We start from the raw sequence: 14,733 nt of genomic DNA, 5'->3' as shown, positions 1-14,733 counted from the left end.
AACCAGTTACTTGCTATGGTGGGGACATGGCGAGAGATGCAGAAGCAACCAGGCAGCGGATCCTGAAGGCGGCAGAGGAGGAGTTTGCCAGCCATGGCATAGCCGGGGCGCGGGTGGACCGTATTGCTGACGAGGCACTGGCCAACAAGGCGATGCTGTACCGGTATTTCGGCAGCAAGGAGCAGTTGTTTGACGAGGTCTTCTCCCGGCGGGTGGTCGCAGTAGTGGAGGAGACCGAATTCGACGCACTGGACTTACCGGCGTACGCGGCCCGTGCTTTTGACCTCTACCAGAAGGACCCCAATGTCCTCAGGCTCACCAACTGGTACATCCTTGAACGCGGCCAGGCGGCGGACCTTGAAACCTTGGTGGCCTCACACCAGGAAAAGCTTTCCCGGATCGAAAGCGCCCAGAAAGCCGGCAACCTTCGCTCTGATCTCACACCCATCGAGCTGCTGGCAAGCGTGCGCGCCTTGGCCATGACCTGGCACACGCTCACTCCCGAGATGGCACGGTCCAAGCTTCCGAGCCTCAAACGGCGCCGCGAAACCATCATGGAGAACGTACGCAGACTCGTCAGCTAGTCCGATACTAGGTCCGAATCAGGGCTTTCCTTCGTAAAGGCCATCTACGGCCGAGGCCATCAGCCGGAGATCGACAGGGGACGCCACCAGAGCTTCGTGCACGTAGGCGTCGAACTCGAAAGCGGTGGCGTTTCCGCCCCGACCCCAGTATCCGGCCCACAATCGGTAGAGGGTCACGGCATTCTTCTCTAAAAGGATGCGTGCGGTCCGCTGTGGATCATCCATGGTGACATCCCAGTGCTATCGAGGCGCTCTCTTGCGCGGCATGAAATAATCCGCCTGCTTAGCGTCCACCGTACAGGGCTCGGAGCCCCCGATTGCACGGGCCACGACTGCCTGAGGTAAAGCTCAAGACATCTTGAGCCAAAACTGATGGAACCTTTCTTTGGCAAGGGCCCGGGAAGCCTTTATTTCTGCTGTGATTCCCGCAACAATGGTGCTTGCACGCCAGGCTGGGGTTTGGTGCCGCTGGCTTTGGGGAGTGTTTTGTGGGCAAGCATCATGATTCAGACCGGGCAGTAAAACTGATCCGTGCCGTAGTCTTCCACCGCGTTCTTATCGCTGGAAGCCTCGCCATCCTGGCGTTCTTCGCATTCGGCTTCCAGCCACTCACTTCTGTGCCTACCAGCAGCATTGGCGGCTCCCTGGCGCAGGGTGTTGTTGAACCGGCGGCATTGGGCACGTTGGTGGCGCCCGAGGCCGAGACTACGGTCATCGACCCTGCGCCCGAGCCACCGGCACAGCAGGCAGGCACGCCCATGGTCTACTTCGACCGGGCCGTGGTCAGGACGGTCAGCAAGGACGGTTCGACAGGCCTGACCGTTGCGTCTGCGGGCATGCCGCGGCCGCCGGCAGGAAGCTTGTACGCACCCCTCGAAGTCCTCAACCCAAGCTCCCCCTACGGCTACCGCTACAGTCCGCTGACGGGCCTCGCCGGTGAGTTCCACTGGGGACAGGATTACGCTGCAGCATGCGGCACCCGGGTGTACGCCGCCGATGCCGGTGTTGTGCGTGCTGTTGGCTGGCATATCTGGGGCGGCGGCAACCGTGTGGAAATTGAGCACGGCAACGGCCTGGTGACCACCTACAACCACCTGCAGGCGATCGGCGTCACGAAGGGTCAGTCGGTCCGCGTGGGCGAAGTCATTGCCGAGGTTGGCACCACCGGCTGGTCCACTGGCTGCCACCTCCACTTCGAGACGATCGTGAACGGTCTGCATACTAATCCGAACGGCTGGATCTACTTGCCCATGCGGCAAATTGATCCGCTGCAACCCATCACCATGGTGAGCTACCAGCCAGGCATCGGAACGGGCACCACTGCCACCCCGCAGTGGGCGGTACCAGTGGCCGATGGCACCAACCGCGCAGTCATCGGCGGCGAACACGAGGAACCCGTGGCACTGCCGGTAGTCGTTCCACCAGTGACCACCCCGCCGGCTGCACCAAGCGCCCCAGGCACCAGCACGCCGCCCACCACGCAGACACCGGCACCGTCCGTGACGGCCACGCCGACGCCGACACCTACGCCGACGCCGACGCCGACGGTCACCCCGACGCCGACGGTCACCCCGACGCCGACGGTCACCCCGACGCCGACGGTCACCCCCACGCCCACTGTCACTCCGACCCCGACGACGCCCGCGCCCACAACTACTGTGCCGCCCACAACAACTGCGCCGTCCACGACTACCGTGCAGCCGACGGTGACGGTCCCGGTAGCCCCGGCGCCGGCCGTCGTCGTGCCTCCCGCAGTGCCCGCACCAGCGGCTCCTGCGCCGGCTCCAGCGGTCATCGCGCCGGCCCCGGCAGTGGTCACCCCGGCACCAGCTCCAGTGGTGGCACCTGCCCCGGCCCCCGCGCCGGCCGCTCCCATCGCGCCGGTGCCCGCGCCAGCTGCCGTGCTTCCAACAACGCTGCCGGCTGTGGTCCTTCCGCCCGGATACATCCTGATCGGGACCGACAAGGTCCAGCGCCCGGACGGTGTGATCGTGCCGTTGTCCACGCTCATCATTCCAACGCCCTAGGTTTCGCCACCCGGCAAGCTCCCGTAAGCTCGATGGCGGCGATCCCGCCAGCCGACGACGTCAGGAAGCGAATCCCATGACCAGCCTGTACAGCATTCCCCTTACCTTCAACGACGGTTCCGACGCTGATTTCGGCCGCTTTGAAGGGAAAGCGGTGCTGGTAGTCAACGTCGCTTCCGAATGCGGCTTCACCAGGCAGTACGCGGGCCTGGAGGAGCTGTACGGCAAGTACCGGGAGCAGGGCCTGGAGATCCTGGGTGTGCCGTGCAACCAGTTCGGCGGCCAGGAACCGGGTGCGGACCATGAGATCGCCGAGTTCTGCGAGCGTAACTTTGGCGTCTCCTTCCCTTTGACCAGCAAGGCAAACGTGCTGGGTAAGGAACAACACCCGCTCTTCGCCGAGCTGACCCGGGGCGCCGACGGTGAGCCCGTCAAAGTGAAGTGGAACTTCGAGAAGTTCGTCATCAACCGCGACGGAAAAGTCGTGGCACGGTTCCCATCCGCAGTGGAGCCCGACTCCGAAGACCTGATGAAAGCAGTGGAAGAAGCGTTGGCGTAAAGCCACCAATTCCGAAGGGAGGAAAAGTAATTTTCCAACATTCCGCCGGAAATTAGCCAGATGTTGGCTTGTTGTCTGGTTGGATTGGCCCTACTGGATTGACACGGGAGGCGCCGCCTCCCACCAAACGCTAAGGCAAGCTATGGAGCTCATCGAGGCTGAATACCCCAAACCAGGTCATGTGCTTTTGCACCTGAGTGATCTTCACCTGGTGGGTGGTCCAAACACGCTCCACGGGTCCGTGGACAGTGCGGCGAGGCTCCAGGAGATCTGCGACCAGATCATCGCTTCCAGGATCAGGCCCGAGGCCATCATCTTCACCGGGGACTTGGCGGACAAGGGTGAACTCCACGCCTACGAACGCCTCCGCGAGATGATCGAGCCCATGTGCGCTGCGCTTGGCGCCAAAGCCATCTGGGCCATGGGCAACCACGACAACCGGGCGAACTTCCGGGCCGCCTTCAGCGACGCTTCCGAGGCCAGCAAGCCCCAGGACCCGGTTGATCGCAGCTACTTCGTGAACGGGCTCCGGATCATTACCTTGGACACCACGGTGCCCGGCCACCACTACGGCGAGCTATCCGAATCCCAGCTTGAGTGGCTGGCCGCCGAACTGGCCACGCCGGCCCCGGACGGCACCATCCTTGCCTTGCACCACCCTCCGGTTCCCTGCGTTCAGGACTTGGCTGTGTTGGTGGAGCTGCGCGGCCAAGCCGCACTGGCCGCCGTCGTCCGCAATTCGGACGTTCGCACCATCCTGGGTGGCCACCTGCATTACTCCACGACGGCGGGCTTCGCCGGCATCCCGGTGTCAGTCGCCTCGGCCACGTGTTACACCCAGGACCTGGCAGTGCGTGCTGGCGGACAGCGTGGCCGCGATGGTGCGCAGTCGTACAACATGATCCATGTCTACGAGCACACGATCGTCCACTCAGTGGTTCCGATGTCCGGGGGCGTGACCGTTGGCGAGCCCGTGGATGCTGCAGAGGTGCAGCGGAGGCTGGCCGAAGCCGGCATCCGCATCCCGCACGAGTCCCGGGTGGGGGCGCACACTTCCCCTGGCACGCTGACCTCGTCCCTGCCGCTTATTTCTCCCAGGGTGCCTTGACCGGGAAGTACTTCTCCAGGAAATCGGTCACCAGTTCCGCACGTTCATCTGACGCGACCTCCGGGAAGCTGCCGTCGTTCAGGCAGAAGAAGTCCATGTGGCGCTTCGCCAACAGCTTGGGCAGGTAGTGCAGGCCCGCCCACATGGTGGTGTCCACGTACCTGACTTTGGCATTGGTTTGCGTCACTGCGCGGCCCGTGAGCAGGGCGTAGTAGTGGTAGAACGAGTTGGTCACGGAGATGTTGTCAGCTGCGCGGAAGCGGCTGCCGGCCGTCTTGGCGAACTCCGTGGGGAACTCTTTCTCCATCCGGGCGACCACGCTGCGGCGCAGCGGGGCGGCGGTGTGCTCCAGGTGCCGGGTGGTGATCCGGCCGAAGCGCTCCCAGAGCAGTTTGCGGTTAACGCGGGCCGCGTTCTCGAAGCCACTGCGTTCGGCGTCGTTCTCGCCCAAGCCAATGCGGGTGTCCGCTTCGATGAACTTGGTGATGCCGCCAGGGGTGAAGAACATGTCCGGACCCACGGGACGGCCAAAGAACATGTCGTCGTTGGAGTACAGGAAGTGTTCGGACAAGCCCTCGATGTGGTGGAGCTGGCACTCCACGGCCTGCGAATTGTGCGTGGGAAGGACTGAGGGGTCGGCGAAGAACTCCTCGCTACGCACCACTGTCACCGACGGGTGCTCTGCCAGCCACGCCGGGGCGGGCGAATCGGTGGCGATGAAGATCCGGCGGATCCACGGCGCAAACATGTGCACGGAGCGCAGCGCGTACTTCAGTTCGTTGATCTGGCGGAAGCGGGCTTCATGGTCGTCTCCCTCCCCGAGCACGGCGCCGGCCTGCTGGGCGCGGCGCCGGGCAATGTATTCTGGGTCGCTGCCATCAACCCAGGAAAAGACGATGTCGACGTCGAAGTCGATGTCGCTTGCGTGGTCCGCGAACATGTTTTCGATGGTGGGCCAGGAGAGGCCGTGCCGTTGGACCGTGCCCCGCACGGCGTCCTGCCGCAGCATGGTGCGGCGGGTCAGGGAGTTCTCCACCGGTAGCTCCAGGTGGTCGCCTTCGAACCTCCACAGCTCAAGCTGCACACCCAGTGCGGGTCCGTACCAGAGGCCGCCGCCGGTCTCGACCCGGGGCCGGTACAGCCTGAAGATGCGGGACTTCCGGTTGGTGGTCAGCTCTCCGTCGGCCACCAGCACTGAGGTCTTTTTCTTGGCGTCAACGGTCATGGAGTAGAACGGCTCGTTCCGGAACGCCGCAACCAGCGCCTCCCTGACCACTTTGCGGGACTCCCAATCGACGGCGATGACAGGACGTTCGTCGTTTCCGCGGACCAGGATGAAGTCGACACCTGCGGCGTCCAAGGCAGCCCGGACGGCCAGGAGATCGGACACCATGGCCTGCTGCGGAGTGAGGTCGCTGTTGACCAGGGCGTACCGGCCGCGGTGACGGACGACGTCGGACCTGTGTTTCAGGTGCGCGACGACGGCAGGCGAGACCGCCTCGGCGATCGTGTCTTCTTCAATGGAAGGGCTGCCGTGGTAGATCGGATCGACCTGTGCTTGTGTGATGGCTGTTCTCCGGAATCGTTTGGGTGGTGGAGCTAGATGGAAAGTGCTTCGCGCCAGCTGCGGAGGAAAGCGCCGCCGGCGTCGTCGTGGATCACGTCGTCCGCCAGTTCGAGGTCAGCGGCCGTCAGGATGGTGTAGGGCTTAACCGGTACGCCGTCTGCGGGCCGGACATCCACGTGTTTCACATCGTGGTCGTTGTGGTGAAGCCAGTCTGCCATGGCGTAGTCCGTGCGGGAATCGCCAACGGTGCGCCATGACAGGGGAGTGATGCCCTGGGCCGCCAGCAGTTCGACGGCGCGGCTCGCGCCAAGGTCCTTGCCCAGACGCACCGATTCGATGTCAGTGGAGATGATGGTGGGGTCCAGGCGGTAGTCCGCGGCGTCGTCGGATTCGGGGGCGTGGTGGTCCAAAATCGCGGCGTTCAGGCCGTGGCGGTCCATGATGTCCAGGGCGTCGGCGTCGAACAGTTTCTGTTCGGCCAGGTAGTCTTCGCTGGACACTTCCAGGTGCTGTTCCACGGAAACCATGGCCCGCTTGGTCTCGTCGAAGAACATGTGGGCGGAGTAGTCCTCGGCAACGAGCCTGCGGATGTCGTCACCGTAGGCCTTGGGCACGGCGAGTTCGTGGTCCACATGTATGGTCCCGGGCCCGGCCGCCGTGTAGCTGAACCACACGGCGCCCTTCTCGCAGATGGCGTGGATCACGGTGTGTGCCGGCATCCCGGCGGCGATCATGGGCTTCATGACCTGCTCACTGATGAACGCGTCCGAGCGGCCCGTGTTGAAGATGACGGGAATGCCCGCCGAGGCCAGCGCCACCAGGTCCGCGATGATGTCCGGCTTGACGTCGCGCGTCACAGGGCTGGCGATGGGGCCATCGACGTCCAGCAACAGCGCCACCTCGGGCGTGGCCAGGGAAGCGGTCCGGTCAGTACCTTGGAGCGGTTGAGTCATGCCCCTATTCTGTCAGTCCCCGCGCCCTGCATCACAGCTGTGACGCCCCACGAAGGATAGTCACCTTTTGGCCACAACCTGCCTGTGCTGCAGGTCACAAGTTCCGTTAGGGCGCCAAGTTCCATAGGCTTGCAGGGTGATCTTCAAAGCTGTGGGCGAGGGACGCCCGTACCCTGACCATGGATACTCCGCGCCACGCGACTGGGCTGCCCTGCCTCCGCGCCCGGTGCGGCTGGATGACCTTGTAACCACCAAGCGGACCCTGGACCTGGAGGCATTGTTGGCAGAGGACTCCACATTCTTTGGCGATCTGTTCCCGCACGTCGTCCAATACCAGGGCGTCATGTACCTCGAGGACGGCTTGCACAGGGCGGTCCGTACCGCGCTTCACCAGAGGACTGCCATCCACGCCCGCGTATTGGTGATCGATGGCTAGGCCGGCCGCTACGGAGCAGGATACCCAGCGGCCAAAAAAACCTAAGCGTCCCAAGGATGTGACGCAACTGCATGGCCACCACGTGGTGACCGGACCGGAACTGCGGGCAACGTTTGCCGACGATGTCACGGTTCCCAGGGGCAGCTTCGGCCGCCGGCTGTTCCACGGAATAGTCCTGGTCCTGCTGGTTGGAGTCATTGCGGCTGGTGCAGTGGGAGCATGGGCGATCATGAACGGGGTCATCAAGGTCCCCACGGCTATCGCAAGCAAGGCCCCCACCAGCCTGTGCCCAACCACCACCTTCGACTACGTGCCCAACGAGACCGTGAACCTCAACGTCTTCAATGCGACGTCGCGCGGCGGCTTAGCTGGCACGGTCGCCGACGAATTCGCTGCCCGTGGGTTCAAGGTGGCATCGGTGGACAACAGCGACACAGCCTATTCGGGGGTGGGCGTGGTTGTCTCCGGGGTCAAGGGACAGGCGGCGGCTTTCAATGTCCAGCGGAACCTTGCTGGGACGGACTACTTCCAGGACAACCGTGAAGACGATTCCGTGGACGTAATTCTCACTCCAGGCTACGAAGGCTTGGTGGAACCGCAACTGGTGGACCAGACGCCCGGCAAGCTCCTTTGCCCGCGTGAGGACCTGCGGATCGCTGACAACTCCAAGTGGCCGGTGGTGCCTACCCTGCCGGCAGCGCCGTAGCTGCCTGCCCGGCGAGGACATCGAGGACCGGGCGGTCGAGGCGGACCGGGTTTCCGGCGTCGTCGAAGCGCGCTCCCGCCCCCAGTTGAATGAAGCGCACCGTTTGTTCCGTGTGCGCCTCTTGCGCGGCTGGAAGCTCGACGTCGGGGGCTGGGGCAGTCGCGGAGGTGTCGCCGTCGGGCGTTCGGTTACGTCGTGCGGCGCTGGCCGAAAGTGTTCCGTGGATGAGCCGCGCCAGCTGTGCGACGTCGATGTCCGGGAGGTAACCCTGTTGGACGCCATCCCGGAGGATGTCCTGGAGAAGGACGTTGAGGTCGCCCACGTGGTCCGCGAGCTTGGCGAAGGACCCGGGCGACAGGACAGCGGCCATGGCCGGCCCCGGCGGCAGGTGCCGGCGGCTGAGGTCCTCCACTTGCGCCCGGACGTACAGGGCGAGGCGGTCCACCGGGTTTTCCAGCGCGGCCAGTGAATCCCTCAAATCCACAATGAAGCGTTCGGTCTCGTCCAAGGCATACGCGATGAGCAGTTGCTCCATGTCCGCGTAATAGTTGTAGACGGCGGTCCGGCCCACACCGGCATGCCTGGCGACGTCCGTCATGGTGAGCCCCGGAAGTCCGTGGGTGAAGAGCAGTTCGCCGAAGGCCGTCAGAATCCTACGTTGGGTCTCGGCGCGTTGGGCAGCGTTCGTGGCGGCCGTGATCCTGGGCATACAGACACTTTACAGCGATCTGTCACTAAGTAGTTCGGGTTTCTGCGTACAAAACTCGCGTAATATCGGGGGAACCGGACACTAATCTTCTAGGGGGACTGTTGCGGGCAACGGTCAAGGACGTAGCGCGCCGGGCAGGGGTTTCACCCAAGACGGTGTCGAACGTGATGAATGGAATCGTTCCAGTCAGTGCTCCCACCCGGCTCAGGGTTGAGCAGGCCATGGCGGAACTCGACTATGTCCCCAACCTCTCCGCGCGGGGCCTCCGTAACGGCCGCTCGGGTGTCATAGGGCTGGCGTTGCCCGATCTGGCCACTCCGTTCTCGGCGGAGATTTCCCAAAGCATCGTGGAGGTCGCCCACGAGCAAGGCTGGAGTGTGCAGATCGAGGAAACCGGCTCTGATCCCCACCGTGAGCAGGAATTGATGACGCGTGCGCGGGCCAACCTCATTGACGGGCTGATCCTCAATCCTGTGGTGCTCAAGGAGAGCGCTGTGCAGGTGGGTGTGGCGCTGCCTCCGGTGGTCCTCCTGGGTGAAGTCACGCAGCAGTTGGCCGATCGCGTCTTTGTGGACAGCTTTGCGGCGGCGCGGGACATGACCCTCGCTTTGGCCAGGCCCGGGCGCAGGCGTATCGCCGCGTTGGGAGTCAACCGTGGGAGGCAGTCCGCCACGGCGCTCCAGCGGGCTGGTGGGTACGAGGCTGCACTCCAGGAGCTGGGAATCGCCAAGGATGAGTCCTTGCTGATCTCGTGCGATAGTTGGACGCCTGCTTCGGCTGCCGAAGCGTTGGGGGAGTACCTGGATGCGCACCCATTGCCTGAGGCGCTGTTCTGTTTCACGGATTCCATGGCTATCGGCGCGCTGAACACCCTGTGGAAGAGGGGAGTGCGCGTTCCCGAGGACATTGCGGTGGCCGGCTTCGACGACGTCATTGATGGGCGGTTTGCGGTACCGTCCCTGACCACTGTGTCCTTCGACAAACGTGCCATTGCCACAGAGGCCCTGCGCCTGCTGACCGAACGCATGTCTGACCGGTCCCATGCGCAGCAGCTCGTTGAAATCGAGTACCGCATTGTGGAGCGGGACAGCAGCAGGGGCTGAAACGAGAGCAGTCCCCTAAATTGTGTGCGCTAACAATTTTCTCTTGCCCTCCCTATTACATCGATGTAATGTGAGACCTGCGTCACCCCCGGGCCAACCTTTACCCGAGAGTGGGGACGCGCCGGAGCCGGATTTTGCGCAGCGAAGCAATGACCTTTCAGCGGACCCATCCAAAGGAGTGACGGGTGAAGCAGTTTGAATCTTTGACCGGGAAACAGTTGTCCCGGAGACAGTTATTGACAGGATCGGCCCTCCTTGGCGGAGGCCTCCTGGCCACCGGCCTCACGGGCTGTGGCGGAGCGGCCCAGGCCGCGGCAGTGCAAGACATCGATTTTTGGCATCTCTTGTCCGGCGGTGATGGCATCAAGATGCAGGCCATGATCAACAGCGCCAACCAAGCCAACCCCGGTTTCAAAGTCCACCCCACGGTGCTGGCTTGGGGGCCTCCGTACTACACCAAACTGGCCATGGCCTCGGCAGGAGGGCGGCCTCCCGAGGTTGCCATCATGCACGCCAGCAGGGTCCCCGGTTATGCACCGGGCGGCCTCATTGATCCTTGGGACCTGGACCTCCTCGCCGAGAACGGCGTGACGGCCAATGACTTCGCCCCGAGGATCTGGGAGAAGAGCCAGTACAACGGCAAGGTCTTCTCCATCGCACTGGACTCCCACCCTTTCATCATGTTCTACAACACGGATGTCGCCGGCAAAGCAGGCTTCCTGGGGAGCAACGGCCAGCTCCAGGAGGTGCACTCGCCGGAGGAATTCAAGGCCATGGCCTTGGAAATGCAGAAGGTCACCAAGGCCCACGGCTTGTCCTTCGGATACCTGGGCAGTGGTTCGCAGATGTGGCGCCTGTTCTACACCCTCTACAAGCAGCACGGCGTGGACATGGTGCTGACGCCGGGCCAGCCCATGAAGGTGGACCGGGACGCGGCCATCGAATCCCTGGAGTTCATGGCATCGCTCTTCGATGACACCATCGCTGCCCAGGCCGGGGACATCAGTACCGGCATTGCCGAGTTCGCACGCGGCGGCTCAGGAATGTTGTTCAGTGGCGTCTGGGAGCTTCCCACCATGAAAAAGGCCGGTATCCCCGTCGATGCGGCCACCATCCCCACGCTGTACGGAACTCCGGCGTCGTACGCGGACTCCCACTCCTTCGTTCTCCCTCGCCAACTCTCCGTGAACGAGGACAAACGCCGGGATGTCTACAAGTTCGTCACGGACGTCCTCAAAGGATCACTGTCCTGGGCGGAGGCCGGACACATTCCCGGTTATCAGCCCGTGGTCCAGTCCCAGGCATACAGGGAACTCACTCCGCAGATCCATTACGCCAACGCTGCGGACATCATCGCCTACGACCCCGAGGCCTGGTTCAGCGGCTCCGGCTCGGACTGGCAGACCTACTTCGCGGAGAACGTGCAGAACGTACTCCTTGGAAGGGACAAGGCATCCGTAGGTTGGGACGCCTTCGAGCAGCGCACCAACACCCTCCTCTCCCGTCCCAACCCCGTCTAGTCGGGCCCAGCACACCGAGCGACAAAGGAGTCCTTTATGAGTACCTCTACGCTGTCCCGGCCGAGGCCGGAGAATCTCCGCACATCACTGAGCCGCACCAACAACAACCTGAGCGGCTGGGCCTTCGCCGCGCCATTCCTGGTGTTCTTCCTCATTTTCCTTGTTTGGCCCATCCTTTACGGCTTCTATATGAGCCTCACGGGCAAGTCCCTTACCGGGGCCAATGACAGCCTGATCGGCTTCGCCAACTATGCCGAGGCCCTGGCCGACGCGGACATGTGGCATTCGCTGGGCAACACCCTGTACTTCACGGTGATCAGTACTGTTCCGTTGGTCCTCGTGGCCCTGGTGATGGCTGCGCTGCTGAATGTCGGACTGCCGGCGCAATGGCTATGGCGGCTCTCCTACTTTGCGCCGTACCTCCTGGCATCAACCGTGGTCTCCCTGTTCTTCACCTGGATGTATAACCCGCAGCTCGGCCTGATCAACGAGTTCCTCACGGGCATCGGGCTCCCGCGCGTTGCCTGGCTCAATGACCCCAACGTGGCCATGTGGGCAATCGTCATCGCCACGCTCTGGTGGACCGTGGGCTTCAACTTCCTGCTCTATCTGGCCGCGATGCAGAACATTCCGTCCCAGCACTACGAGGCAGCTTCGCTGGACGGTGCAGGAGCCTGGCGCCAGTTCTTCTCCATCACCCTGCCGCAACTGACCCCCACCACGGTGATGATCGTGCTGCTGCAGATCCTGGCATCGCTGAAGATCTTCGACCAGGTGTACCAGATGACTGCAGGCGGTCCCGCCGGATCGACCCGGCCCGTAGTGCAGTACATCTTCGAAACCGGCTTCACCGGCTACCGGCTGGGTTACTCCGCAGCCATCTCCTACATCTTCTTCGGACTGATCGTGGTTGTTTCGGTCATGCAGTTCGTCATCACCCGCCGCAGGAGTGCATAACCATGGCCACAGCAACGATCACCCGTCCCGCACCACAAACCACCCCCGCCAAGAAACCCAGGATCCGCCAGCCTCGTAGGAAAATGACGATCGGCAGGATCGCAGCCATCGTCGTCGCAGGCTTCCTCGCGGTGCTGTGGCTGATCCCCTTCGCTTGGGCCACCGTCACAGCCTTCAAAACCGAGACGGATGCCGCAGCCCCGGACGTCACCTGGCTGCCGCCGTCGGGTTTCACCCCTGACGCGTTCGTCAAGGTATTCCAGGACGGCAACATCCCCCTCTGGACGTGGAACTCGCTCTACACCTCGGCAGCCATCACGGCCATCACCCTGGTGATCTCGGCGCTGGTGGCGTACGCGCTCTCGAGGATCGACTTCAAGGGCAAGAAGGTGCTGATGACGGTGATCATCGCGTCCATCATCATCCCGCCGCCGGTGCTGATCATCCCGCTGTTCTACCAAATGCTGGCGCTGAACCTGATCGATACCTCGTGGGCCATCATCCTGCCGCAGGTCATCCACCCGGCCATGGTGTTCGTGCTGAAGAAATTCTTCGACCAGATCCCGCGCGAATTGGAGGAAGCGGCCGTGATGGACGGCGCAAGCCGCTTGCGGATCTTCACCCAGATCATCCTGCCGTTGTCCCGGCCCATCCTGGCCGCCGTCGCGATCTTCGTCTTCATCGGCGCGTGGAACAACTTCCTGTGGCCGTTCATTGCCACCAACGACGGCAACCTCCTGACCCTCCCGGTGGGCCTGCAAACCATCAAGAGCGCCTACGGCATCCAGTACGCGCAGAACATGGCGTCCGCCTTGCTTGCCGCGCTGCCACTGATCCTTGTCTTCCTGTTCTTCCAACGCCAGATCATCAAGGGCGTCGCGACGACGGGACTCGCCGGTACGTAATCGGCACCTTTTCGACCCAGCACCAGACCTGAAACACAACCAAGGAGATACATGTCCCGCGCACGCATCACCCTCGACCGCGACTTCACCATTGGCGAGGTACCCCGGCGACTCTTCGGCTCCTTCGTGGAGCACATGGGCCGCTGTGTTTACACCGGCATCTACGAGCCCGGACACCCCGAGGCGGACGAAAACGGCTTCCGCCAGGACGTCCTGAAGCTCGTCAAGGAACTGGGCGCCACCGTGATCCGGTACCCCGGAGGCAACTTCGTCTCGGGCTACAACTGGGAAGACGGCATCGGCCCCAAGGAAAACCGCCCCCGCCGCCTGGACGGTGCCTGGCACACTGTGGAGACCAACGCCTTCGGATTGCACGAGTTTGTGGACTGGTCCAAGCAGGCCGGCACCGAAATCATGGAAGCCATCAACCTGGGCACCAGGGGAGTGGACGCGGCCCGCGAGATCGTGGAATACGCCAACCACCCCGGCGGCACCTACTTGTCTGATTTGAGGGCCAAGAACGGCCACAAGGAACCGTTCGACATCAAGCTCTGGTGCCTCGGCAACGAGCTGGATGGGCCATGGCAGATCGGCCACAAAACCGCCGACGAATACGGCCGCTTGGCGCAGGAAGCGGCCAAGGCCATGCGCTTCGTGGACCCCTCGCTTGAGTTGGTCGCCTGCGGCAGTTCGAGCTCCAGCATGCCCACCTTCGGCGCGTGGGAGCAGACCGTCCTGACCCACACCTACGACGAAGTGGACTACGTGTCCCTTCACGCCTACTACCAGGAGCACGAAGGCGACGTCGGGAGCTTCCTGGCATCCGCCGTCGACACCGACTACTTCATCGAGTCAGTGATCGCCACCGCGGATGCGGTGCGGGCCAAGGGCAAGCACAAGAAGCACATCAACCTGTCCTTCGACGAGTGGAACGTTTGGTACCAGCGTGGCCTGGACACCGAGGACCAGCCGCACAACGTCGCCAAGGCCGGCTGGCGGGAGCACCCCCGCGTCATCGAGGACAAGTACAACGTCACCGACGCCGTGGTGGTGGGAACCCTCCTGAACTCGCTGCTGCGCCACGGCGACCGCGTGAAGATCGCCAACCAGGCCCAGCTGGTTAACGTGATCGCGCCTATCCTCTCCGAGGAGAACGGCCCGGCCTGGAAGCAGACCATCTTCCACCCGTTCGCGCGGATGGCAGAGCTCGCCAAGGGCCAGATCCTGCGGCTCTCCATCGACTCGGACAAGTACTCGAATGATCGCTTCGGTGACACGGACCTGGTGGATGTCAGCGGCACCTGGAACGAGGAAACGGGACGCGTGGCACTGTTCTTCGCGAACCGCGGGCTGGAAGAAGCTGCCGACGTCGAAGTTGCCCTGCGCGGTTTCGACGCCCGCCAGGTCCTCCGCGCCGAGGTTCTGGAGATTCCCGAGGGTGGCGACCGGTTCAGCATCAACAGCCAGGACCAGCCGGGCCATGTGGGCTTGAAGGCACTGGAAGGTGTGAAGGCGACTGGTTCCGAGCTGCGCCTGACGCTGCCCGCCTTGTCCTGGGCCGTCGTCGAGCTTGAGGTAGCGAAGGCTTAGCCCTCGCCA

At 63.2% G+C, this 14,733-nt stretch carries 15 protein-coding genes; 11 read left to right on the top strand and 4 right to left on the bottom strand.

Annotated features, from left to right (window positions below; translation table 11 throughout):
* The first annotated feature begins 26 nt into the window (after positions 1-26).
* A complete protein-coding gene (locus J2Y68_RS19300; protein ID WP_257370501.1) occupies positions 27-584 on the top strand; it encodes a TetR/AcrR family transcriptional regulator in 558 nt (185 codons plus the stop codon).
* A gap of 18 nt (positions 585-602) precedes the next feature.
* On the opposite strand, the gene J2Y68_RS19295 is transcribed toward J2Y68_RS19300, so the two are convergent.
* Complete coding sequence (locus J2Y68_RS19295) at positions 603-809, bottom strand: hypothetical protein (protein WP_284985299.1); 207 nt, start codon at positions 807-809, stop codon at positions 603-605.
* A 263-nt stretch (positions 810-1,072) separates the two neighbouring features.
* On the opposite strand from J2Y68_RS19295, the gene J2Y68_RS19290 reads away from it, so the two are divergent.
* From J2Y68_RS19290 to J2Y68_RS19280, 3 genes are all read left to right on the top strand, one after another.
* Positions 1,073-2,611 carry a M23 family metallopeptidase gene (locus J2Y68_RS19290; protein WP_309995874.1) on the top strand — a complete coding sequence of 513 codons (1,539 nt, stop codon included), beginning with the start codon at positions 1,073-1,075 and terminating at the stop codon, positions 2,609-2,611.
* A gap of 76 nt (positions 2,612-2,687) precedes the next feature.
* Positions 2,688-3,170, top strand: a complete 483-nt coding sequence (locus tag J2Y68_RS19285) for a glutathione peroxidase (RefSeq protein WP_309995872.1) — start codon at positions 2,688-2,690, stop codon at positions 3,168-3,170.
* A gap of 142 nt (positions 3,171-3,312) precedes the next feature.
* Positions 3,313-4,278 (top strand): phosphodiesterase, encoded by a 966-nt coding sequence (locus J2Y68_RS19280; RefSeq protein ID WP_309995869.1) that lies wholly within the window; start codon positions 3,313-3,315, stop codon positions 4,276-4,278.
* On the opposite strand, the gene J2Y68_RS19275 is transcribed toward J2Y68_RS19280, so the two are convergent.
* Together J2Y68_RS19275 and J2Y68_RS19270 are read right to left on the bottom strand one after the other, a co-directional pair.
* A complete protein-coding gene (locus tag J2Y68_RS19275; protein WP_397335436.1) occupies positions 4,256-5,845 on the bottom strand; it encodes a stealth family protein in 1,590 nt (529 codons plus the stop codon). The genes J2Y68_RS19280 and J2Y68_RS19275 overlap by 23 nt on opposite strands.
* 32 nt (positions 5,846-5,877) lie before the next feature.
* Positions 5,878-6,798 carry a Cof-type HAD-IIB family hydrolase gene (locus J2Y68_RS19270; RefSeq protein ID WP_309995867.1) on the bottom strand — a complete coding sequence of 307 codons (921 nt, stop codon included), beginning with the start codon at positions 6,796-6,798 and terminating at the stop codon, positions 5,878-5,880.
* A 136-nt stretch (positions 6,799-6,934) separates the two neighbouring features.
* Between J2Y68_RS19270 and J2Y68_RS19265 the strand changes: the two genes are divergently transcribed.
* Both J2Y68_RS19265 and J2Y68_RS19260 read left to right on the top strand, forming a co-directional pair.
* Entirely contained in the window at positions 6,935-7,234 is a 300-nt protein-coding gene (locus tag J2Y68_RS19265; RefSeq protein ID WP_018778077.1) for a type II toxin-antitoxin system VapB family antitoxin, read from the top strand.
* Between the two features lie 58 nt (positions 7,235-7,292).
* Positions 7,293-7,940: a LytR C-terminal domain-containing protein gene (locus tag J2Y68_RS19260; RefSeq protein WP_309995864.1), complete on the top strand. Its 648-nt coding sequence runs from the start codon at positions 7,293-7,295 to the stop codon at positions 7,938-7,940.
* Here the strand turns inward: J2Y68_RS19260 and J2Y68_RS19255 are convergent.
* Positions 7,918-8,649, bottom strand: a complete 732-nt coding sequence (locus J2Y68_RS19255) for a TetR/AcrR family transcriptional regulator (RefSeq protein WP_309995861.1) — start codon at positions 8,647-8,649, stop codon at positions 7,918-7,920. The two genes, J2Y68_RS19260 and J2Y68_RS19255, sit on opposite strands and share 23 nt — an antisense overlap.
* Before the next feature lie 101 nt (positions 8,650-8,750).
* On the opposite strand from J2Y68_RS19255, the gene J2Y68_RS19250 reads away from it, so the two are divergent.
* The 5 genes from J2Y68_RS19250 to arfA all read left to right on the top strand — a co-directional run bounded on the left by J2Y68_RS19250 (position 8,751) and on the right by arfA (position 14,724).
* On the top strand, positions 8,751-9,752 hold the full coding sequence (locus J2Y68_RS19250; protein ID WP_309995859.1) for a LacI family DNA-binding transcriptional regulator: 1,002 nt from the start codon (positions 8,751-8,753) through the stop codon (positions 9,750-9,752).
* A gap of 185 nt (positions 9,753-9,937) precedes the next feature.
* Positions 9,938-11,272 carry an extracellular solute-binding protein gene (locus tag J2Y68_RS19245; protein ID WP_309995856.1) on the top strand — a complete coding sequence of 445 codons (1,335 nt, stop codon included), beginning with the start codon at positions 9,938-9,940 and terminating at the stop codon, positions 11,270-11,272.
* 36 nt (positions 11,273-11,308) lie between these two features.
* Positions 11,309-12,229: a carbohydrate ABC transporter permease gene (locus J2Y68_RS19240; protein WP_309995854.1), complete on the top strand. Its 921-nt coding sequence runs from the start codon at positions 11,309-11,311 to the stop codon at positions 12,227-12,229.
* 2 nt (positions 12,230-12,231) lie between these two features.
* Positions 12,232-13,134: a carbohydrate ABC transporter permease gene (locus J2Y68_RS19235; RefSeq protein ID WP_309995851.1), complete on the top strand. Its 903-nt coding sequence runs from the start codon at positions 12,232-12,234 to the stop codon at positions 13,132-13,134.
* Positions 13,135-13,185: 51 nt separating this feature from the next.
* The gene (arfA, locus tag J2Y68_RS19230; protein WP_309995850.1) at positions 13,186-14,724 is read left to right on the top strand and encodes an arabinosylfuranosidase ArfA; all 1,539 of its coding nucleotides are present in this window, start codon (positions 13,186-13,188) and stop codon (positions 14,722-14,724) included.
* Positions 14,725-14,733 lie beyond the last annotated feature (9 nt).

The organism is Paenarthrobacter nitroguajacolicus, assembly GCF_031455195.1.
Lineage (GTDB): Bacteria > Actinomycetota > Actinomycetes > Actinomycetales > Micrococcaceae > Arthrobacter > Arthrobacter nitroguajacolicus_D.
Note: the sequence above shows the minus strand (reverse complement) of the source record. Positions and strands in the feature narration are given on the sequence as shown.

Coding starts and splice junctions, on each gene's coding strand:
- J2Y68_RS19300 (WP_257370501.1), top strand. CDS start 27: ATGGCGAGAGATGCAGAAGCAACCAGGCAGCGGATCCTGAAGGCGGCA.
- J2Y68_RS19295 (WP_284985299.1), bottom strand. CDS start 809: ATGGATGATCCACAGCGGACCGCACGCATCCTTTTAGAGAAGAATGCC.
- J2Y68_RS19285 (WP_309995872.1), top strand. CDS start 2,688: ATGACCAGCCTGTACAGCATTCCCCTTACCTTCAACGACGGTTCCGAC.
- J2Y68_RS19280 (WP_309995869.1), top strand. CDS start 3,313: ATGGAGCTCATCGAGGCTGAATACCCCAAACCAGGTCATGTGCTTTTG.
- J2Y68_RS19270 (WP_309995867.1), bottom strand. CDS start 6,798: ATGACTCAACCGCTCCAAGGTACTGACCGGACCGCTTCCCTGGCCACG.
- J2Y68_RS19255 (WP_309995861.1), bottom strand. CDS start 8,649: ATGCCCAGGATCACGGCCGCCACGAACGCTGCCCAACGCGCCGAGACC.
- J2Y68_RS19240 (WP_309995854.1), top strand. CDS start 11,309: ATGAGTACCTCTACGCTGTCCCGGCCGAGGCCGGAGAATCTCCGCACA.
- J2Y68_RS19235 (WP_309995851.1), top strand. CDS start 12,232: ATGGCCACAGCAACGATCACCCGTCCCGCACCACAAACCACCCCCGCC.
- arfA (WP_309995850.1), top strand. CDS start 13,186: ATGTCCCGCGCACGCATCACCCTCGACCGCGACTTCACCATTGGCGAG.